The sequence below is a fragment of the Microcystis sp. LE19-84.1B genome (genome assembly GCF_027531875.1).
Taxonomy (GTDB): Bacteria; Cyanobacteriota; Cyanobacteriia; order Cyanobacteriales; family Microcystaceae; genus Microcystis; species Microcystis panniformis.
In genome coordinates this window covers 1-19218 of sequence record NZ_JAPZSR010000212.1, presented here as the reverse complement: position 1 = coordinate 19218, position 19218 = coordinate 1, and the positions used below count along the sequence as shown (strand labels likewise).

The window sequence follows — 19218 nt, the reverse complement described above, 5'->3', positions numbered from 1 at the left end:
ACGGCTTTTTCAGGAAAAAGGCATTGATATTAAGGAAGTTTATCCCCGCGCTAGAGTCAAACGTCAAGGCATCGCCATGGAAATTGATATTCTAGCGGTGGATGATACCGATCTCGTGGTGGTGGAATGTAAATCTCGATTGTCTCAAGATGATGTGGATGAATTTATCGAAAAATTGACTCGTTTTAAAATCGCTTTTCCCCATTATCAAAACTATCGAGCCTACGGTGCAGTGGCAGGAATTGAAATCAACGAAGGAATCGATCGCTATGCTTATAAAAAAGGTCTATTTGTGATTAAACCCTCCGGGGATACGGTGGCCATTATCAATGATGCTGACTTTCAACCGAATACTTGGTAATTTCCCTAGTCAAAACAATCGCTATGGTTAACCTTTCCTACAATAAAAATCGCCTTCTTCCCACTGCCGAAGAATTGCCCTGTTCTGACGAAACACCCGTGGATAACCAGCTACAGAACGACATTCCCAATCTATTACTCAGTTTATTAGCATTTATTTGGATGGGGCGGGATGATTGGTATTTTGGTGTCGATATGGGAGTTTATTACAATCCCGACGAACCGGCGATCATACCCGATGGATTTTTGGCAGTGGGAGTCAAACACGATACCGGCGAAAGGGGAAGATTAAGCTATGTTCTCTGGGAAGAAGCTTATATTATGCCCATATTGGCCCTGGAAGTGATTTCCGAGAAATATAATGGGGAATATGAGGGAAAGTTAGCGGATTATCAAACCCTAGGCATTCTCTATTACGCCATTTACAATCCCTTGAGCGGTAGAAGGGGAAGGTTTAAAAATAGAGAGAGATTAGAGGTTTATAAGCTTATAGCGGGGAAATACGAGCTTTTAGAGCCTGAAAATAATCGGGTATGGTTGCCAGAAATCGGGTTAGCGTTGGGATATGAACAGGGAGAACATATCGCTTGGGTGCGAGAATGGCTGTATTGGTATGATCAATCGGGAAATCGCTATTTAACCGCAGAGGAAAGGGCAATGAATGCGGAAGCGATCGCCGCTCAAGAACGTTTGAATGCCCAACAAGAACGTTTGGCTAAACAGGCAGCCGAAGCGATCGCCGAGCAAGAACGTTTCGCCAAACAGGAAGCGGAACAAAAAGCCCAACGACTAGCGGAAAGACTAAGAGATCTGGGTATCAACCCCGATGAAATGTAGGGGTGGGGTTCCTCGGCAATTTTAGGGGATTAATCGCGTAATAATTCCGGTTCGGTTAATTCGTCGGTCATTTCCATCAGGGCCCGTTGGACGGGTTTAATCATCGGGTCATCGATATTTTCTACGGTATCGTAGCGGACGCGCTTAGCCCGTCTAGCGACTTGCACGACGATCGAGTAACGATTGCTGGCCGCATTCATCAGTTTATCGGTGAGATAAATCATCTCGGAGGAGTCGAATTTAAACCGTTTGGACATAGTTATATTTAGCCTTCTCTGGTGAATTTGGCACTTGTCACTGATAATAGGTTAGTGATCAGTTTTATTACTCAATCCACCTTACCACATTTTGTCCACCCTAAGGATAGGGTTATCCTTGATCTCGATCGGATTTTGTCAACTACTTTTTACAAAACTTAAATCAATTTTATACAAGTTTAAAAATATACAAATAAAGAGTTGACATCCTCACCGCCATGGCCGGACGGTGATGACCGGCAGATCAAACAAGCTTAATTGAATGATCTTCGGCTGGGTTGACGCTTCACAGGATACTGCTTCTTTAACAGAAGTCTTACGCTGTCCGACCCGTCCGTTTTTTGAGGTCTCCGATTGCCCACCGGCGACCTTGATATTAATTGCTGCGTTTACATCCCTATCATGGAAAGTCCCACAGAAAAGACATTCCCACTCGCGGATATTTAACGCCTTTTTCCCGCCAATATTCCCACAACAGGAACATCGCTGAGACGTTGGCTCCCATCGGGAAATTATCCGAAAATTACGCCCATATTTATCAGATTTTGCTGATAGCATATCTCGAAAAGAACGCCATCCTAAGTCTGATATAGTACGGGATAAATTCCGATTTTTAACCATTCCTGATGTGTTTAAATCCTCTAAAACTATCGTTTGATTTTCACGAACAACTCTAGGGGATAGTTTATGCAAGAAATCAGTGCGAGTGTCTTTAATCTTTGCATGAATTTTAGCTACTGGTTTTCTGGCTTTTTCCCGTCGTTTACTTCCTTTTTGTTTTCTAGAAAGGTTTTTCTGTGCCTTTCTTAGTCATTTTAATCGTTTCTTTAACGGTTTTGGTGCGTTGATCTTTTCCCCTGTTGAAAGAGTCGCAAAAGTAGCAATCCCTAGATCGATCCCTACAGTTTGCTCGTTATCTGGCAAAGTTTCGGGACGAATCTCGACAACGAAACTGAGAAAATAGCGATCCGCTGCGTCTTTAATCACGGTGACGCTAGAAGGTTTAGAGGGTAATGGACGGCTCCAAACGACTTTTAAATCACCGATTTTTGCCAAAGTAACGTGGTGTTGATTAACGGTAAAACCATTATCGGTAAATCTGGCTGATTGTTGAGATTTACGTTTTTTAAATTTAGGAGGTTTTACTTTTTTTCCTTTTCTTTCTCCCTTACAAGATGCAAAAAAGTTAGAGTAAGCAGTCTCTAAGTCTCTTAAGGACTGTTGTAAAGGAATAGAAGAAACCTCAGTCAGCCACTATTTTTATTCTGTTTTTTTTATCTGAGTTAGTCTTCCAGACAACTCTGTATATTTTTGCTTTTTCTCTCCTTGTTGATAGAGTTCTTGGCAGTAAGCTAAGGTATTATTACAGACGACACGCACACACCCGAACAACTGAGACAAAAGCTTTTTTTGTTGGTCTGTTGGGTAAAGGCGATATTGATACCTTGCTTTCATCGTTGGCTTAAAATGTGTCTGTCTGTACTCTATTTTAACTAGGTCTATCAATAATGTCAATTCGGTCAGTAATCAGTAATCAGTAAAAAGACAGTAAGAAACTTCTATTTAATACTGCACACTTAAAAACTCACATCTGATAACTGATAAACGTCTCTATATAGGTTGGTTCGGTGTCATCCTGAGCCCGACGATCTTAACCGCTACCATCTGCTATATTATCGCCTTTATTGCCGCTCCTCCCGTGGATATCGACGGTATTCGCGAGCCGGTTTCTGGCTCCTTACTCTACGCTCATAACTTCCCCCTCGATTTAGCTTCTGGTGATGCTATCCCCATGGACTTGACAGCGCAGGCGATCGATGTTTAAAAATAAACAGATGCTGGATCCCCATCCAACATCCGCATTCTAACTCTGCACACATTTTGCTAAGTCCTCATGATAAGTTAAAAAACGCTTCCTTTTTGGGGGCGTTTTTATTTATTCGATTGAAAAAACCGATGATAATCATTACTAAAGCTGATAAGAAAGGGGGAAGTGGGGTGTGGGGTGTGGGGTGTGACCCCCCCAACCCCCCCGACATCGGGGGGGCAGGGGGGGTGTGGGGTGTGGGGGTGTGGGGTGTGGGGTGTGGGGTGTGGGGAGAAAAAAGCTGACTCCTGACTCCTGACTCCTGTCTCCTGTCTCCTGAATCCTGACTCCTGACTCCTGACTCCTGACTCCTAACCCAATGGTAGATGTGGGATTTTTGCAGGAGTTCTATTTTCCGACAAAGATAAGTAAAAATTATTTATTGACCGTAAAAACTTGAGAATATTTAAATTAACATTCCGCAATATTTACAAATTCTTAAGAATTAATTGAGAAAGATTTTTATTTAACAACGATGTTATGCTGGTAACAGCGATTTGATAGAATTTCATAGTGGGTTGTTGTGTGCTTTTTTGGGCAGCAATGGTTGAAACCCTTGCCACACCTAGAAGGTAATCCTAATTAAAACGGGTAAATCAGTCAATTTCACCCACAACGATGATCTTTTTTTTATGTAGTTTTGTTGCAAAAAAAAAGTTTTTTTGACAAAAAGCACAAAATGTGATATGTAACCAACGTATTTCTGGTTGCGAGTAATTATTGTAGAGGGGGGAGATGGGAGAATAAATAAAAGCAATCTCCTGACGACCGACGACCGACTACTGATAACAAGGGCCGAATCTCAGACCTAATTGGTTAAGCTAAAAGCTTTGATGTGCTTAGTTTCTAACCTTCTTTTTAGGTAGGAGAATTGTCAGATTCTGTCTTTTGCACGAGTGCCTGTTGCCTCTTGCCTTCAGAAGCTGATAACTGATAACTGATAACTGATAACTGATGAAAAGATTAGCTTGGTTCGATCGCTTAGTGTTAGCGAGTATTTTGGCTTTAATTGCCGCAATATCGTCGATTTTGATGCAAGGAAATCAAGTCCCTACGCGAGGGGAGAATTTTAGCTGGCAAGGGCGAAAAATCGGCGTTAGGGACAATTATTTTACTTTAAGTTTTAATCGGCCGATTGACCGTTCCGATATAGAAACCAGCTTGGCGATCAATCCTCCCTTACCGGGTAAAATTAGCTGGGCCGGAGATCGCTTGACCTATACTTTGACGGAATTGCCCATCTACGGCAAAAAATATCAAGTAAAGTTACCTATTGCTCAAGGTGAGGACTTTATCGGGGAATTTTACAGCCACGATCGAGCTTTTGCCTATATTGGGGTCAACCAAGAGGAAAGAGGCCGTTTAATCGTCTGTAATATCATTCAGGGGCCAAATAACGTCACAGAACTGAAAAAAACCATCCTTACCCCTGGGGATCTGGTGGTCACGGATTTTCAAATCTATCCGAGGGGGGATAGAATTTTATTCTCGGCCTTCGATCGCTCTGACTTAGGACGAGATACCCCAAAACAGCAACTTTACACAATTACCACGGGTTTAAATCATGACGAAAATAGTCAAAATTTGCCCAGTGGTCGTATAGAAAGGTTTTTAGATGCGAAAACCTATCAAAATCTGCGTTTTAATCTCTCAGATAACGGCAAAACCCTAATCGTGCAGAGAATTAATCATGGGAATCCGGGGGATGCCAGTTTATGGGTAATCAGCGATGATGGACAATCGCGACCGTTAGGAATACAAGGGGATAATTTTTTACTATCTCCCGACGGTAAAAAAGCGGTTGTCAGTCAAACGGGAGGGGTAGCGGTGATTCCTTTGGATGTCCAAGGGGGAAAACCGCAATTTTTGCCCACCTACGAGAAAATCCTCGCTTTTTCCCGGGATGGTGGCCAAAAACTCATGGTGAAATCGGAACCAGATAATCAGCGATCGCTATTTCTGCTCAATGATCAGGGAGAGTCAAGACTACTATTAAGAACAGCTAATCCGATTATTAGCTGTGAATTTGAACCGCGACAGGAAAAAACCCTTTACTGTCTAAAAAGCGATCTGGTTATGAGCAGCGATGGCAAGGTGAAAGAAGAACCATTTTTAGCAATTATTGAGCTAAAAACGGGTAAAATGATCCCCTTGCTGTCCTTACCTAATTATCGTGATGTGCAGATGAGTATGTCTCCCGATGGCGTGGCTTTATTATTTGATCAGTTAGCAACCATACCCTTTGGAGTCGGAAATGATTTAGTCACTGGGGAGGGGTCGAGCATTGCCGATGGTCGTCTCTGGTTATTACCGCTTCCTGATCAATTCAGTCCCAATAGCATCCCGAAAATTTTACCTCAAGAACTCAACGCTGGTTTTAAACCCCGTTGGCTGCCCTAATACAGCAGAATTAAGGAGTCAGGAGTCAGGAGACAGGAGAGAAATCTTTCCCTAATCAGGTGACTCGGAGAATACTGACTCCCGAAAACGAAAACCTCATACCTCACCATTAAGATAAGTGCTATATGCTACTTCAGCGATTTGGTTTTTTATTGCGTCCTAGTGGCGATATCGAGATCGAGCGGGGGATTCGGACTTTATTAGCCATCACAGTGCCGATTATTATCGGTGATATTTTAGATCGGTCAGAAGTGGGGTTAATGGTCGGTTTAGCGGCTCAAACCTTGATTTTAGCCGATGTGGGGGGACTTTACTGCGTGAGAGCGAAAACCCTAGTCGCTACGACTATCGGGATGGCTCTAGCTTTGATTATCGGCACATTAGCCAGTGCTTGGCTAGGATTGACCGTAGTGATAGTTTTTTGCGGGTTGTTTATAGCGGGTTATTTGACGGTTTACGGGGAAAATGGGGCGTTAGCTGGGGTAGTAATTAGTTTATTGCTGCTTTTGGCCGTTTCTTTGCCATCGGGAGATATGGTCGTCGCTTTACAACGGGCCGGAATCGCTGTTTTGGGGGGGGGATGGACAATTTTTTTGGCCCTGTTTATCTGGCCTTTTCGTCCTAATCAGCCTTTACGTCAGGTAACGGCGGAAAATTTTCAGGGTATCGCCATCTATCTCCGTTCTTTGCCTTTACACTCTTGTTCTAATGCTCATGAGGAGCCATATTTTGACCAAATTCGCCAACTGTTGCTCCGTTCGCGGAAAACTGTCACCTTGACGCGTCGGGGACGTTGGGGAAAGAATGAGCTGCGGGAATTGTTAATCGTCTTGATTGAAGATAGCGATCGCATTAACACCAGCTTAATTGCGCTGCGAGAATTGCTTCATCTTCATCCCTTGCCACAACTGACCACGGTGGGTATTTTATTAGAAGATATTCTCGTGCAAGTGGCGGAAATTAGCGAAGATATTGCCGGGTTAATTTTGGGTAGAAATAAACGACCGGATTGTGAGCGCTTGCAGCTATTACTCAAGGCGATCGAGCAACAAAAAAACCTGCAAGCTAAAGTTTTAGAAAATGCTCAGGACGATTATAGCAGTTATGTGGCAATTTCCCAATTAAATAATCGTTTAAAAAAATTATTTAAACAGCTAAAAATAGCCAGTGAAACAGCGCAACATTTGCGGCAAAGTGAGGAATTTTCAGATAAAAAAAATCCCTGGCAGCGGAACTTTGAAGGGATAGAAAAAGAGTACGGTCAAGAAAAAGCTTGGTGGGAACCATTAAAATCTAATTTTAATCTAGACTCGCCCCTATTTCGTCATGGTTTACGCTTGGGTTTGGGAAGTGCGCTAGGAGTGTTGATCTACAATAAGCTAGGAATTACCCATAGTTTTTGGATTGGTTTAACCTTAGTTATTGTGTTAAAACCAGATTTTAGCTTGACTTTTCAACGCTTTTTTAATCGGGTGTTTGGCACGATTTTAGGCTCGTTTTTTGTTTTGGCACTGTTGCGAATTATAGATAATCCGCTCTGGTTAGAGATGATTGGGGTTATTTCTATAGCGATCGCTTTAACTTTGGTGCGATTTCACTATAGTTTGGCAGTATTTTTTATCACAATTTTTGCTTTAATTATCAGTCGTCTCGATACCAGCAATGACGGGATTAATTTAGAGTATATCAGAATAGTTTATACTTTAATCGGTAGTGCTTTAGCTTTTGTACTTTCCTTCGGTTTTTTACGGGTTAATGAAGATGAACGTTTTTCCCTCGCTGCCATTAAAGCATTAGAAGCTAATCAAGTATATTTTCAGTCAGTTATGGCAGTTTATTTAGGAGAATCATCCTATCAAACTGCAAGTTTATCTTCCCATCGCAATAAAGCTCGACGAGCAAATACAAATATGCAAACGGCCCTACAACGATTAATTGATGATCCTAGCACACCTTTTCCACAAATGGAACCGGCAATCACTTTAAGTAATTATATTCCTCGTTTTGGTCGCGGGGTGACAGTTTTATTGACGGAATTGGAACAATATCGCGGTAGTCCTCCCCATCCTAATCTGAGTCTGTTCACGCAACAAATAACCCAAGCTTTGACGCAATTAACCCAAGCTTTGCAAGCAAATAATCCTCCTTCTCCCTTACCTCCCCTCGAAGATACTTTAGAAAATATCCTCGATCATTTGCAAGAATTGCGAGAGGAAAGGTTAGTGGAAATTGGCAATCAAAAAGAGGGAACTAATCTCCAAAAATATTTAGGGGATTATAATATTGTCACCACGGAACTTGTGGAATTATCCAGTCGTGTTGGGGTAATGAACACAGCAATTGATCGTTTTATTAGAAGTTAAAATTTAGTTATAACAACAGAATTTAGCAGTCAAGAGGAAAATCGATTAACTTCGATAATTTCCGTATATTCAAAATTATTAGGACTGCGTTTCACCAGAGAATAATCAACACCATGAAGATTAATTAAGTCCTCTTGACAATCTGCTTTCGGAGAATTATAAACTAACACATATTCTTTACCAATATAGGGAGAAATCTCGGTTTCTACTTCTCCTCTCCATTGAGTTTTTGTCACTAAAACAATTAACTGATTGGCTAATTTAGGAATAGCGATCGCAACTTGCCGACGATAGATATGATCAAGACTACCAAAAGGGGAATCCATCACCAGAGGAAAAGTGCTGCTATCAATTCCCATCAAAGTATTTTTCTGACTCCATTCTCGCACTCGATCAATAATTCCCCCGATAAAAGATAAACTGAGAATCTGATTTTCTCCGGTGGAAGCTGCCACGGGAATGGCAAATCCTGTGGTATTTTCTAATAGTCTTACCTCGTAATCGGGACTAATACGGGGAATATAGGGAGTAAAAGAAATTGAGTTAAAGATTTCCTGTACCCGTTTTTCTAAGGACAAACGAAACTGATTTTCTAATCTCTGTCTTACCTCACTAATGCGATTAATTGCCTCTTGAGTCGCTAAAATACGTCGTTGTCCTAAATTATATTTTTCCTCTTTTTGTTGCTGTTTTTGTACCTGTTTTTGCAGGGATTCTAACTCTTTTTCATAGATATCTAGTTGATTTTTATTGCTACCCTGTTCCAAGCGTAAATCTTTTAGGGAATCCTCGATCGCATCTAAGCGAGATTGCAGATTTTTAATATCTTCATCAGGATAATGGCGAAATTTATCCCGCACTTCATCTAATTCTGATTCTACTAAAGATAATTCTAAGCGCCATTGGTGAATATTAGCTTGATAATTATCCACTTCTTGCCAAAAATCTAAGACTTTTTTATCCATGTCTTTGACTGTGGAAGATAAGCGAATGGCTGCTTCTTCTACATCGGCCATTCCTGCTTTATTCATCCAGTCTTGTACCTGTAAATAAGCTTGGCTATTTTCCTGTAATTCCTGGCCACAAATACATTTTTTCCGCTCTAATAATTGTTGGACAAATTGCTGTTTAATACCACTGGGTAGTTCCCCTTGTTGTCGTAGGCGATCGATTAATTGCTGAAAGTTTTGATTAATTTCTTTTAAAAAGACTTGATAAGCTTGCTGAGAAATTAATTTCTTTAATTTATCCTTAGTTCTGACTAAATCTTGCCGCAGATTTCTTTCCTGTTGTTCTAATTTTTCTTTTAACTGTTTTAATTCCTCGGCACCACTTAACTCTAATAAGCGATTAGTCACGGCTTTTTTTAATTCTTCTTGCTGGGATAAATGGCTAATAATATCCTGCTGACGCTGTTTTAATTTCTCGAAATCCTGCTCAATTTTACTTTCCTGTTTTAATAACTTTTTTAAATCCGATTCTCCTAAATCTTTAAGCTCATCTTGTAAAGATTTTTTGGCTTTTTTTAAATGCTCGATCGCTCGATCTAATACTTTAACTCCCAATAATTCCTTTGTATCCTCGGCGATTTTACCTTGGCTACTACTACGAAATTGATGATCGATATATTCCCCATCAAAAAAGAAATAACGGTGTAAACTTTCTGGTAAAATTTGATTAATAATATCCTCCGCTGGTTGATTGGGTGTGTACCAATTGCCATCATCACCAGCGTAGAGCATATATAAACTATTTGAACCGTATTTAATTTTACTATTTACATCTTGGTAGGCGAAAAATTTTCGTTTTACCTGATAGCGTTTATTTTCATGTTCAAAGTTTACTTCTGCGGAACATTCTATGGAGGTTCCCGTTGTTACTTCGGTAATTGCCCGTTTATTAACTAATAACTCTGGTTCGGCAAAAGCTGCTGTAAATTTTTCATAAAGTACCCAGGTACAAGCATTTAAAATTGTTGTTTTTCCTGCCCCATTATTGCCATAAATTACCGTCGTATTGCGAGAACTCGCCGCTAAATGTATCTCAGGAGTCTTACCGTAAAATTGTCGAAAATTACATAACTTTATTGATAGTAGTTTCATATTTATATAGAGGGGATGATGGGGAAGTTTTTTCAGTGAACAGTAAACAGTAAACAGTAAACAGTAAACAGTGAACTGATAACTGATAACTGATAACTGATAACTGATAACTGATTATTGAATTACTTCTTTAATAATTGTTAAAACATCATCATTGATATTGCGAGGATTGCGCTGGTATAACTTATCTCTTTCCAATTTTAAAACTCGATCGATGATTTTTCGCACATCTTCGGGAGCGTTTAAAATCGGTTCTTGGATATTTTGGAGATTATTATCAGAATTAGTCATAGGGCAGATTTTTTAATATTTACAGCCGCGGCATCTCCAACAAAATCCCTGCCGGGGTACGTTAATCTATTACTAACGCACCCTCAGCCTAGATTGTTTCTCTAGACGAAACTTAAATAGGGTAACTTTTGTGCGGTAGATTGAATTAGATCGAGATTTTGTAAAAGCTGTCCGCAGGTATCCCAACCCCCTTCTATTAACATCTGTCGGGAACCTTCATTCATAGACACAGTAGCGACAAAATCCCCCCATTCCACCGTCATGGTTGGCAAAGAAAGATCGACGGGAATTTCGGGATTAGCTGCAATTAAATCCTGTAAATGTGCGATGGTTTTAGCCTCAGCAGTGACACAGGGAACCCCATTAGCGATACAATTGCCAAAAAATATTTCGGCGAAACTTTCCCCGATAATTGCTTGAATTCCCCAACGTAAAATCGCTTGCGGTGCGTGTTCCCGAGAAGAACCACAACCAAAATTACCATTAACTACCAGAATTTTCGCTCCTTGGTACTGGGGTAGATCGAAAGGATGACTCCCCTGTAAAGCCGCTCGATCATCGGCGAACACTTGTTCTCCTAAACCTTCAAAGGTGATACAACGCAAAAAACGAGCCGGAATAATGCGATCGGTGTCAATATCGTTGCCTCGCAAGGGTAAAGCTCGTCCGGAGATGGTTTTAACTTGACTCATGATCTTTTTCTAACTTTTACTAGCAGTGACAAAAAAAGTGGTTGCATCTTGTCATACCCCCTGATCGGTGGCATTTTTCTCGATTTCTCGGCGATAATTGTTGCTCATCTTCTCTACTGCCCAATTATCGACAAAGATTGACCCAATTGACTTAAATTAAGAGCATGGCCGCCGGTAACTAGATAAACTGCGTCTGCTATTGTGCCAATTCTACGACAGAGATCGCCTAAACGATCGCGAAACAGACGACCGAGGGGATAAGCGGGAACCACACCCCAACCAGTTTCTTCCGCTACCAGAATAACATCAACCGCCGCGTTTTTGAGGGAATACAAGAATCGATCGCTGATTTCTAACCATTCAGCTGCCGACATTTCTAAACAATTGGCTACCCAAGTACCGAGGGAATCGATCAATAAACAGTGAGAAAATGGGCTATTATCAATAGTTTCGCTTAATTGTCGGGGAATTTCTTGGGTTTGCCATTGGGGGGAACGTCGCTGCCGGTGTTTTTCAATGCGATCGCACCATTCTTGATCTTTTTCATCCACCGAGGAGGTGGCGATATAAATAACGGGTTTTTGGCTGATTTTGGCTAAATATTCAGCCCATTCACTTTTTCCAGAACGGGCAGCCCCTGTAACTAGGATAATTTTTTCATCCACGATCGAGATTTTGGCAAATAACTAAAGTATATAGGGGAGAAAGCTGTCCTATTCTGCATCATCCAAACGGTGAATATCATCATCTCCTAAATATTCGCCATTTTGTACCTCGATCATCACCAGAGGAATAGAACCGGGGTTTTCCACCCGATGACGGGTATTCATGGGAACGTATGTAGATTCTTTTTGTTTGAGGAGAGTTTCTTTTTCATCACAGATTACCCGCGCTGTACCGGAGACGACAATCCAGTGTTCACTGCGATGGTAGTGCATTTGGGTACTCATGTGATGGCCGGGTTTAATGACAATGCGATTGATGCGATACCGGGGACCTTCCTCCAATACCGTCACTGTTCCCCAGGGGGGAGTCCGCGTCATTTCTAGGTCTTGGGGATAAGGGGAGGGATCATTAATTAAGTCATCCATGGTGGTGGTCTCCAAACTTGATTAACATTCTAGTGGACAATAATCAGTTATCAGTGAACAGTAATCAGTTATCAGTGAACAGTGAACAGTTATCAGTGAAAAGACAGCAGTAAACTGCCATTTGATGATGATCACTTAATACACACTGCTCACTTAAAACTCAAAACTCAAAACTTAAAACTCAAAACTGATAACTGATAACTGATAACTGATAACTGATTCAGGAGGGCAATTGTTTAAAATCAAAATTTGTCTCTTTAGCCTTGACAGATGGCTCGGTTTGTGCTATACGATTAGCCATTTGTACCAGATCCACCCCGGTAGCTTGCCGCAATTGTTCAGCAAAGGCAGTAATTTTGGGGACAAGATTACCATCACCCCCGTCCACTACCGTCACCGTTTGCACCTGCACTTCTGGGACACTAGCGGCCATTAATTTCAGCAATAACTCCAATTTTTGGTATAAAAAGATGTTTTTAGCGTTATTTCCCGCTCCTTGCCAAGAGGCCGCTAATTTTTTGGTTCCTTCCGCTTGCGCTTTCCCCTGTTCGATAATTTTGGCTGCTTCCCCCCGGGCTTTTGCGATCGCTTGTTGACATTCCGCTGCCGCCGGGGCGATCACATCTGCTTGTAATTGCTGTTTCACCTGCTTAATTCGGGCAGTTTGTACCGCCACTTCTGCCTGTACTTTAGCTAAATCGGACATAACCACCGATTCTACCTCAGCAATCATGGCACCGCGCTTAGTTTGAGTGTCGCGCACCCGTTTTTCTGCGTCAGCTTTGGCTATTTCTAAATCTTTTTGGATACGACGCAAAGCGGTTAGGCGTAGATTCTCGGAATCCTTGATAATCGATGTTTTTCGGGCTTTTGCTTCGGCTATCCGGGCATCTCTCTGTAATTCGGCTTTTTGCTTCCGTCCGATCGAATCCAGATAACGCACCTCATCGGAAATATTCTGGATCTGCAAACTATCCAAAACTAAACCCAATTTTTCCAGATCCTGTTCCGCTTCTTCTAGGAGACTTTTAGCGAAAGCAATCTGATCGGAGTTCGCTTGTTCTGGGGTTAAATTCGCCAAGACACCGCGCAAATTCCCTTCGAGGGTTTCTTTAGCCAATTGTTCAATTTCCTTGCGTTTCTTGCCCAATAAACGCTCGATCGCATTATGAATAATCGGTTCTTCCCCAGCAATTTTAATATTCGCCACCCCGGTGACGATCAACGGCACACCGCCCTTAGAATAGGCATTAACCACCCTGAGATCGATGATCATGTTGGTCAAGTCCATTCGATACACTTGTTCTAGCATAGGTAAACGAATACTGCTGCCCCCTTTTACCAAACGATAACCGATGGTTTTGCCCGTGGCTGTGGGACGACGACTACCGGCAAAAATTAAAACTTCACTCGGTTGACAGATATGGTAATAGTTACGGATGACTAATAAACCCGCACCTGTCCCTAAACCGAAAACTCCCAGTAAAACAGCGATAATTTCCATAGATTTTATTACGGTCGATGCTCGGATCAAATTAACTAAATTGTATCCGTCAATTTCCAACTTTGACAGACCAGTAGTCTAGTAGGGTGTAGGTACATCGAAAATTAAAATAAGTAATGATAGAGTAAAATCCCCTAGTTTTATCTTGACTTCAATCAAATTGGAGCTAAAATCTACACATAACTTTATTCGTAGAGCAAATTATTCGATGTATGAATAATCTCAAAAAATCTCTCGGCATTTGTTGACCGTCGCTTCTTCTGCTGTGGGTGTCCCTGAACCTACGAGTGTTCTTAGTTATATCCCACTGGGCGGTTTAATGCTAGGGGGTGCTGTCCGCAAAGCGAGAAAATAATGTCCCAGAGAGAGGAGGCGCGGGTTTCCTCTCTCTTTTTTGGGGGGTTTTCGAGCCTTCAGGCTTCAGGATCTATCCCTAATTCCCGCAATCGTGCCGCTAGTTGTTCTGCTCGTTGTTTCGCCGCAGAAGCCTCTTGTTTCGCCGCAATTAACTCCTCATCGGCAAGAGGAATCAACTCTCCCTCCAGCGTCAACCAGCGCAACCATAGCCGCTCAATCCCCCGATAGGAACCTTGCCACAAACCCAAGCTCAATTCCAGTGGAGGAATCGGTAAGCGTCCCTCCACTAAAGCTACGGGTTGGTAATAACCACCTACCAGTTCAAACGCTTGAAGTTGGTTAGTATAGCGACTGAAAACCACATAGTAGGGAATCCGCAGAATCTGTTCATAAACTGTCCACTTAGTTGGCGGTTCCCCGGGTTGGCGTAGTTCTTGTCCTAAATCTTGATTTTCCGTACCTGGAGACAATAATTCCACCACAATCGTCGGGGAAACCCCTTCCTGCCAAATCACATAGCTTAAGCGCAGGTCATGGCCATCGTAGAGACGAGGAACACCAACCACCCCAAACCAATCGGGACGCTTGTACCATTGAGGGTGTCTGACATTGTAGTAAAGGTTGAGGTCAGCGGCACTAAAAACTAGGTCTGGTTCCCAGTTGGGAGGCTGGAAAGTCAGCAGTAATAACTGAGGTTGTAATAGGTGAAATTCGTCAGGCAAACCGGGTTCCAGTGGATTGTCGCTAGGTAAATCATACATCGTCGGCAAGGATTGCCGGGGGGAAAGGGGAGGGTCAGATTGGGGAATGGTGAAGCTAGGTGTCGTCATTTCAGTTATCAGTTATCAGTTATCAGTTATCAGTTACCACTCAGACCTCTCAAACATTGTAGTTTTGTAGGTTGGGTTGAGGAACGAAACCCAACAGCCAACCGCCAAATCTGTCTGAATCGGCGATCGCTATTTTGACTCTCTCGTTTGTTGGGTTTCCTTGCGTCAACCCAACCTAGAATAATTGCTATACATATACAATTATCAATAGTAATGATAGAATAAAATCCGTGAAATATTGTTGGACTATCAATTTGTAATCAAAAAACCCAAACTACAAACTACACTGTAATCTTGATTGAACTAACAGCGTCATTTTCATGATTTATTTCTGGCATTTTTGGAGCGATCTTTATCGTTAATTTCAATCCTAAAGCTTGAAGCCAAGAGGTTAGTTGATTCATGGCTTCAGGTGCAGGTTTTTGCATTATTTCTTCCAATTGCTGCGCCTGAATTTTGATTTGTTCTGGTGTTAGATTTTGAGGTCCAAGGGCTTCTAGGACGTGATTGAACGCAAGTCTGAGTAATTCTGATTCAAATCCATATTCATCTCCCTCGAGATGAGTTTCCAGATAAACTGCTGCATAATGGGAATCTTTAAGAGATTCGATCAGGGAATCATGATAACTATCACTGACTGGCATTTTCTCGGCTCCTATAGTCTTGCCAATATTTTTGAGCTATTTCAATGTCTTTAGCTTGCGTTTTTTTATCTCCTCCACACAGGAGTAAGATAATCGTTGTTCCGATTTGTCCAAAGTAAACGCGATAACCAGAACCATAGTCTATTCGTAGTTCATAAACTCCTGCTCCTACTGATTTATAATCCCCTAAGTTACCTAAATTAACCCGGTTTAGGCGTTGAGCAATTTTAGTTTTAGCCTTAATATCCCGCAAAGAATCGAGCCATTGGGCAAAGGGAACTTTGCCGTCACTGGTAACATAACGTCGAATTTCTCTGGGTTGAGCCGCCATGGAATAATTATAGCAGTTATACTATTTTTCTAAAGTAATGGCAGATATGGTTAATTACCCTCACCCCCAACCCCCCACCCCCCTTATCAAGGGTAGGGTTGATTCATAAATCAACCCTACCCGACATCGTAGAGCAGGGGGGGGTGGGAGAGGGGAGTATTTAGAAAACGGGTTTCTGAAAGAAACCCGTTTTCTAGGGGTGGGAGTATGTCAAACTAAAAAGTAAAGCTTAGACAGCCTATCTTTATCATGCCAGATCAGCCAATCTCGATCGCCCAATACTACCACGAGCGGACCAAATACGACCCCCAGACGATCGCCTCAAAAAGTAAAGGTCTTGATTGGAGTCAACAACCCTATCCCTTCAAAGAATACAAAATCGGTCAGACTTTCGATCTCAAACCCTACCTCTCCCGTCAAATAGTTCCCCAAAAAGGAGACTTTTGGCGACGTATATCGCGAATTTTGGGCTGTAGCTATGGTTTAACTGCCAAAATCGCCACTATGGGTAGTCCCTTGTACCTGCGTTCCGCACCCTCTGCTGGTGGCTTATACCCCGCCGAGGTTTATCTGATCTCCCGTGGTACGGAATTTTTACCCGCCGGTCTCTACAGTTATCAAGGTCAAAGTCACTCGCTGCTTTTATTCTGGGAAAGTGATGTCTGGACGAACCTGCAATCTGCTTGTTTCTGGAATCCTGTTTTAGAAAATACCGATATCGCTTTAGTTACCAGTGCCATTTTTTATCGATCCGCTTGGCGCTACGAGGATCGAGCTTATCGGCGTATTTTCCTCGATACAGGGCATTTATTGGGCAATATTGAGCTATCAGCCTCGATTAATGACTATCGCGCTCATTTAATCGGTGGTTTTAACGATAGTCAGATGAATGAATTGCTTTATCTTGATTCCGAGAAAGAAAGTGTCATGACGGTGATTCCTTTGGCAGATCTGCTCAATATCCGGCAAAATCTCCCCCCTAGTACCACGGCACTCCCTTCGGCAACCACGACTCTTTATCCCAAAATTGCCGAGGGAGAATTATTAAACTCTCTACACCGAGCGACTATCATAGCCACAGATGAGAAGATAGAAGCAAATGTTACCCCCTCTAATTGGGAAGATAAATATAATTTTCCTTTTTGTCTAAAAGTTTCGGTGACATCCCGTCCCGTCAATTGGGGGGAAGATTTAATCGATCTGGAAAGTACGATGCTTAAACGCAGATCTACCCGCGCTTATAGTGGTGCTAGTCTCAGTTTAGACGAATTGCGAGCCTTGCTGCATTTTACCTATCAACCCCAAGATTATGCCAACCAAAATCTCGATCCCAATCCCGATTATTTTGATCTAGATTTATTGGAAACTTTTATCGCTGTTTCGGCAGTAACCGGATTAGAGGAAGGCTGTTATTATTATGCTCCTAAAGCTCAAGAATTGCGGCAAATTCGCTTTAAAAATTTCCGGCAAGAGTTACATTATCTCTGTTTAGGTCAGGATTTGGGACGGGATGCGGCTGCTGTGGTTTTTCATACGGCGGATCTGTCAAAAGCAGTGGCTAAATACGGCGATCGAGTTTATCGTTATCTTCATGCAGATGCGGGTCATTTGGGACAGAGATTAAATTTAGCGGCTATTCATCTGGGGTTAGGGGTTAGTGGTATCGGTGGTTTTTTTGATGATCAAGTTAATGAAGTGTTAGGAATTCCCTCCGATGAAGCAGTTATCTATATCACTACTTTAGGCCGACCGAAGGTTTTTTAGGGTGATGAAGCACTAAAGGGGTGACAAGGAGGTTGAGGTCATAGTAATCTGTACCTTGACAGATGCACTTTCTCGCTGGGACGTATTTTGTTTAAAGGTTAATCCAACTACGCACCATTTGTCGAGGGTTTCCTGAATTTTTAAAAGCGGTTCTATTGTGGCATAAAAAGCGATTATTAACGTAAAATACATCACCTTTTTTCATTTTGAAGCGGACTGTATTTTCCGGTTCTGAAAAAAAGTTGTCGATGATGTCAAGTGTTTTTGTGATAGCTTCCGGTTGCGCTATTTCTAGTTTGGAGTAAGCGACTTCAATCCAGTACCGCATATAACGAAAAACCAGACCCCGAGAATCTGTTGAGAATAAGGGGAAATTATTATTTTGAATAGCTTCTTGAGAATTAATCTCTCCCGGTGTAATCACATCCCGCGCCAAAGGTTCGTAGAGACAGGAAACTAGGTCTGTATGGTTTTGCCAGAAATATTGATACAAATTGGCGGCGTTTACTACTAGGGAATCTCCTCCCTCATCCGCGGCAGCAAGACAGAGTAAGCCAACAATATCAGGGAAGTAGTTTTTGTCTGTACTATCGGTATGATAGCCAGTTTCTGCATTCGTCATCGAAACGGGTATAGCTTCTTTAGTGTAATCCATTCCTCGATCGATTACATCAAAAAAATAGCCATAGCGGTGGTTTAGCAGTCCAAAAACACGAGAAATAAAAGCATAAATTAATCGCATTTCCGTTTCTGTTAATGCTGGTTCTAATCGGAAAACAATTATTCCGGGTTCTAGGAGCAATTTCTCACGAAACGGCAGGAAAAAGTCAAGATTTTTATTAACTGTTTCCCGTCCTATTTCGTTGGGTTTTTCAAGCCATCTCTGATTGCTTGTTTTTAGTAAATCCAAGACTAATGATTTGGGTAAATGAAAAAATAGTTGAGAAGGATCGGGCAATTTTTTCCAAGTCAGTAATGAAATATTAGGATCAGAAATCGGTATAATCATTTTTGAATCTTGAAGGCAACGTGAAGGGGAAGGTCAATAAGCGGAGTAAAAAATTCTGGGTCTAGTTCTAAATGTTCCTGATTAATTTTTAGTTCATAAACTTCTGGCATTTTTGTGAATGCTGCTAAACGAAGAGATGTGAAGTAGTCTTCCATAGTTTTATGAACACATTGCACGGCGACGGCTTTTCTATCTCTACGCCAAATCTCACCGGGGAATAATTGATCGCGTCCGGAAAAATAGCCAGCTTTCGGTTTAAAATAAAACGGAAACTTATCTTTTTTCAGAAAAGGTAAAGAGGGATGGGGGACGGCGAACAGGAAATATCCACCCAACTTTTAAAGTTGGTAGGCTTTTTGCATCGTGCTAATAGTTTCTGGGCTCTTCGGGAATTGTTATGCAAATAATTAACTTAAAATAAAATTCGATGAGAGCAACTACGCTCAAAAGTAGCTGAAATTCATACAGGAAAGGACTTAAGGCACAAATAGGTTAATACCAAAAGATAGACAATTGAGT

The 19218-nt window shown here is 41.8% G+C and carries 17 protein-coding genes and 5 pseudogenes; 8 read left to right on the top strand and 14 right to left on the bottom strand.

What is annotated here, in order from left to right:
• Together O9324_RS12200 and O9324_RS12195 are read left to right on the top strand one after the other, a co-directional pair.
• A pseudogene (locus O9324_RS12200) lies at positions 1–361 on the top strand (DUF3782 domain-containing protein); the annotation flags it as partial.
• Positions 362–384: 23 nt separating this feature from the next.
• Entirely contained in the window at positions 385–1197 is an 813-nt protein-coding gene (locus O9324_RS12195) for a Uma2 family endonuclease (RefSeq protein WP_288140318.1), read from the top strand.
• Between the two features lie 29 nt (positions 1198–1226).
• On the opposite strand, the gene O9324_RS12190 is transcribed toward O9324_RS12195, so the two are convergent.
• From O9324_RS12190 to O9324_RS27495, 3 genes and pseudogenes are all read right to left on the bottom strand, one after another.
• Positions 1227–1454: a DNA-directed RNA polymerase subunit omega gene (locus O9324_RS12190; RefSeq protein WP_002761217.1), complete on the bottom strand. Its 228-nt coding sequence runs from the start codon at positions 1452–1454 to the stop codon at positions 1227–1229.
• A gap of 210 nt (positions 1455–1664) precedes the next feature.
• Positions 1665–2705, bottom strand: a pseudogene (locus O9324_RS12185) (RNA-guided endonuclease InsQ/TnpB family protein).
• A gap of 9 nt (positions 2706–2714) precedes the next feature.
• Positions 2715–2909, bottom strand: a complete 195-nt coding sequence (locus O9324_RS27495) for a helix-turn-helix domain-containing protein (protein WP_502846583.1) — start codon at positions 2907–2909, stop codon at positions 2715–2717.
• A 142-nt stretch (positions 2910–3051) separates the two neighbouring features.
• Here O9324_RS27495 and O9324_RS12180 point away from each other — a divergent pair.
• The 4 genes and pseudogenes from O9324_RS12180 to O9324_RS12165 form a co-directional block, all read left to right on the top strand.
• Positions 3052–3246 (top strand): annotated as a pseudogene (locus O9324_RS12180) (photosystem II q(b) protein); the annotation flags it as partial.
• Positions 3247–3410: 164 nt separating this feature from the next.
• Positions 3411–3566 (top strand): hypothetical protein, encoded by a 156-nt coding sequence (locus tag O9324_RS12175; RefSeq protein ID WP_287632736.1) that lies wholly within the window; start codon positions 3411–3413, stop codon positions 3564–3566.
• 709 nt (positions 3567–4275) lie between these two features.
• The gene (locus tag O9324_RS12170) at positions 4276–5721 is read left to right on the top strand and encodes an Ig-like domain-containing domain (RefSeq protein ID WP_288140317.1); all 1446 of its coding nucleotides are present in this window, start codon (positions 4276–4278) and stop codon (positions 5719–5721) included.
• Between the two features lie 125 nt (positions 5722–5846).
• The gene (locus O9324_RS12165) at positions 5847–8084 is read left to right on the top strand and encodes an FUSC family protein (protein WP_288140316.1); all 2238 of its coding nucleotides are present in this window, start codon (positions 5847–5849) and stop codon (positions 8082–8084) included.
• Between the two features lie 29 nt (positions 8085–8113).
• On the opposite strand, the gene O9324_RS12160 is transcribed toward O9324_RS12165, so the two are convergent.
• The 6 genes from O9324_RS12160 to O9324_RS12135 form a co-directional block, all read right to left on the bottom strand.
• Positions 8114–10186, bottom strand: a complete 2073-nt coding sequence (locus O9324_RS12160) for an AAA family ATPase (RefSeq protein WP_287629953.1) — start codon at positions 10184–10186, stop codon at positions 8114–8116.
• 114 nt (positions 10187–10300) lie between these two features.
• On the bottom strand, positions 10301–10477 hold the full coding sequence (locus O9324_RS12155) for a hypothetical protein (RefSeq protein ID WP_002740601.1): 177 nt from the start codon (positions 10475–10477) through the stop codon (positions 10301–10303).
• Positions 10478–10578: 101 nt separating this feature from the next.
• Positions 10579–11169 (bottom strand): 3-isopropylmalate dehydratase small subunit, encoded by a 591-nt coding sequence (gene leuD, locus O9324_RS12150; RefSeq protein WP_287629952.1) that lies wholly within the window; start codon positions 11167–11169, stop codon positions 10579–10581.
• 113 nt (positions 11170–11282) lie between these two features.
• The gene (cobU, locus tag O9324_RS12145) at positions 11283–11834 is read right to left on the bottom strand and encodes a bifunctional adenosylcobinamide kinase/adenosylcobinamide-phosphate guanylyltransferase (protein WP_002790159.1); all 552 of its coding nucleotides are present in this window, start codon (positions 11832–11834) and stop codon (positions 11283–11285) included.
• 48 nt (positions 11835–11882) lie between these two features.
• Positions 11883–12260, bottom strand: a complete 378-nt coding sequence (locus tag O9324_RS12140) for a phosphomannose isomerase type II C-terminal cupin domain (protein WP_002766029.1) — start codon at positions 12258–12260, stop codon at positions 11883–11885.
• Between the two features lie 220 nt (positions 12261–12480).
• Positions 12481–13764 carry a flotillin family protein gene (locus O9324_RS12135; RefSeq protein WP_288140315.1) on the bottom strand — a complete coding sequence of 428 codons (1284 nt, stop codon included), beginning with the start codon at positions 13762–13764 and terminating at the stop codon, positions 12481–12483.
• 262 nt (positions 13765–14026) lie between these two features.
• Between O9324_RS12135 and O9324_RS12130 the strand changes: the two are divergent.
• Positions 14027–14119, top strand: a pseudogene (locus tag O9324_RS12130) (PEP-CTERM sorting domain-containing protein); the annotation flags it as partial.
• A 58-nt stretch (positions 14120–14177) separates the two neighbouring features.
• Here the strand turns inward: O9324_RS12130 and O9324_RS12125 are convergent.
• The 3 genes from O9324_RS12125 to O9324_RS12115 form a co-directional block, all read right to left on the bottom strand.
• On the bottom strand, positions 14178–14951 hold the full coding sequence (locus O9324_RS12125; protein ID WP_288140314.1) for a Uma2 family endonuclease: 774 nt from the start codon (positions 14949–14951) through the stop codon (positions 14178–14180).
• A 281-nt stretch (positions 14952–15232) separates the two neighbouring features.
• Positions 15233–15595, bottom strand: a complete 363-nt coding sequence (locus O9324_RS12120) for a helix-turn-helix domain-containing transcriptional regulator (RefSeq protein WP_002740608.1) — start codon at positions 15593–15595, stop codon at positions 15233–15235.
• On the bottom strand, positions 15582–15926 hold the full coding sequence (locus O9324_RS12115) for a type II toxin-antitoxin system RelE/ParE family toxin (protein WP_002755652.1): 345 nt from the start codon (positions 15924–15926) through the stop codon (positions 15582–15584). The genes O9324_RS12120 and O9324_RS12115 overlap by 14 nt, the downstream gene beginning before the upstream one ends.
• Before the next feature lie 249 nt (positions 15927–16175).
• Between O9324_RS12115 and O9324_RS12110 the strand changes: the two genes are divergently transcribed.
• Complete coding sequence (locus O9324_RS12110) at positions 16176–17690, top strand: SagB/ThcOx family dehydrogenase (RefSeq protein WP_002790153.1); 1515 nt, start codon at positions 16176–16178, stop codon at positions 17688–17690.
• A gap of 91 nt (positions 17691–17781) precedes the next feature.
• Here O9324_RS12110 and O9324_RS12105 read toward each other — a convergent pair whose 3' ends face one another.
• Positions 17782–18699 carry a TauD/TfdA dioxygenase family protein gene (locus O9324_RS12105; RefSeq protein WP_288140313.1) on the bottom strand — a complete coding sequence of 306 codons (918 nt, stop codon included), beginning with the start codon at positions 18697–18699 and terminating at the stop codon, positions 17782–17784.
• A pseudogene (locus O9324_RS12100) lies at positions 18696–19076 on the bottom strand (class I SAM-dependent methyltransferase); the annotation flags it as partial. The pseudogene O9324_RS12100 and the gene O9324_RS12105, both read right to left, overlap by 4 nt.
• Positions 19077–19218: the final 142 nt, after the last annotated feature.

Excerpts from the sequence above, each read along its gene's own strand:
- O9324_RS12105 (WP_288140313.1), bottom strand. The coding sequence starts at position 18,699 with ATGATTATACCGATTTCTGATCCTAATATTTCATTACTGACTTGGAAA.
- O9324_RS12170 (WP_288140317.1), top strand. The coding sequence starts at position 4,276 with ATGAAAAGATTAGCTTGGTTCGATCGCTTAGTGTTAGCGAGTATTTTG.
- O9324_RS12140 (WP_002766029.1), bottom strand. The coding sequence starts at position 12,260 with ATGGATGACTTAATTAATGATCCCTCCCCTTATCCCCAAGACCTAGAA.
- leuD (WP_287629952.1), bottom strand. The coding sequence starts at position 11,169 with ATGAGTCAAGTTAAAACCATCTCCGGACGAGCTTTACCCTTGCGAGGC.
- O9324_RS12115 (WP_002755652.1), bottom strand. The coding sequence starts at position 15,926 with ATGGCGGCTCAACCCAGAGAAATTCGACGTTATGTTACCAGTGACGGC.
- O9324_RS27495 (WP_502846583.1), bottom strand. The coding sequence starts at position 2,909 with ATGAAAGCAAGGTATCAATATCGCCTTTACCCAACAGACCAACAAAAA.
- O9324_RS12125 (WP_288140314.1), bottom strand. The coding sequence starts at position 14,951 with ATGACGACACCTAGCTTCACCATTCCCCAATCTGACCCTCCCCTTTCC.
- O9324_RS12120 (WP_002740608.1), bottom strand. The coding sequence starts at position 15,595 with ATGCCAGTCAGTGATAGTTATCATGATTCCCTGATCGAATCTCTTAAA.
- O9324_RS12110 (WP_002790153.1), top strand. The coding sequence starts at position 16,176 with ATGCCAGATCAGCCAATCTCGATCGCCCAATACTACCACGAGCGGACC.
- O9324_RS12190 (WP_002761217.1), bottom strand. The coding sequence starts at position 1,454 with ATGTCCAAACGGTTTAAATTCGACTCCTCCGAGATGATTTATCTCACC.
- O9324_RS12135 (WP_288140315.1), bottom strand. The coding sequence starts at position 13,764 with ATGGAAATTATCGCTGTTTTACTGGGAGTTTTCGGTTTAGGGACAGGT.
- O9324_RS12195 (WP_288140318.1), top strand. The coding sequence starts at position 385 with ATGGTTAACCTTTCCTACAATAAAAATCGCCTTCTTCCCACTGCCGAA.
- O9324_RS12160 (WP_287629953.1), bottom strand. The coding sequence starts at position 10,186 with ATGAAACTACTATCAATAAAGTTATGTAATTTTCGACAATTTTACGGT.
- O9324_RS12155 (WP_002740601.1), bottom strand. The coding sequence starts at position 10,477 with ATGACTAATTCTGATAATAATCTCCAAAATATCCAAGAACCGATTTTA.
- O9324_RS12165 (WP_288140316.1), top strand. The coding sequence starts at position 5,847 with ATGCTACTTCAGCGATTTGGTTTTTTATTGCGTCCTAGTGGCGATATC.
- O9324_RS12175 (WP_287632736.1), top strand. The coding sequence starts at position 3,411 with ATGATAATCATTACTAAAGCTGATAAGAAAGGGGGAAGTGGGGTGTGG.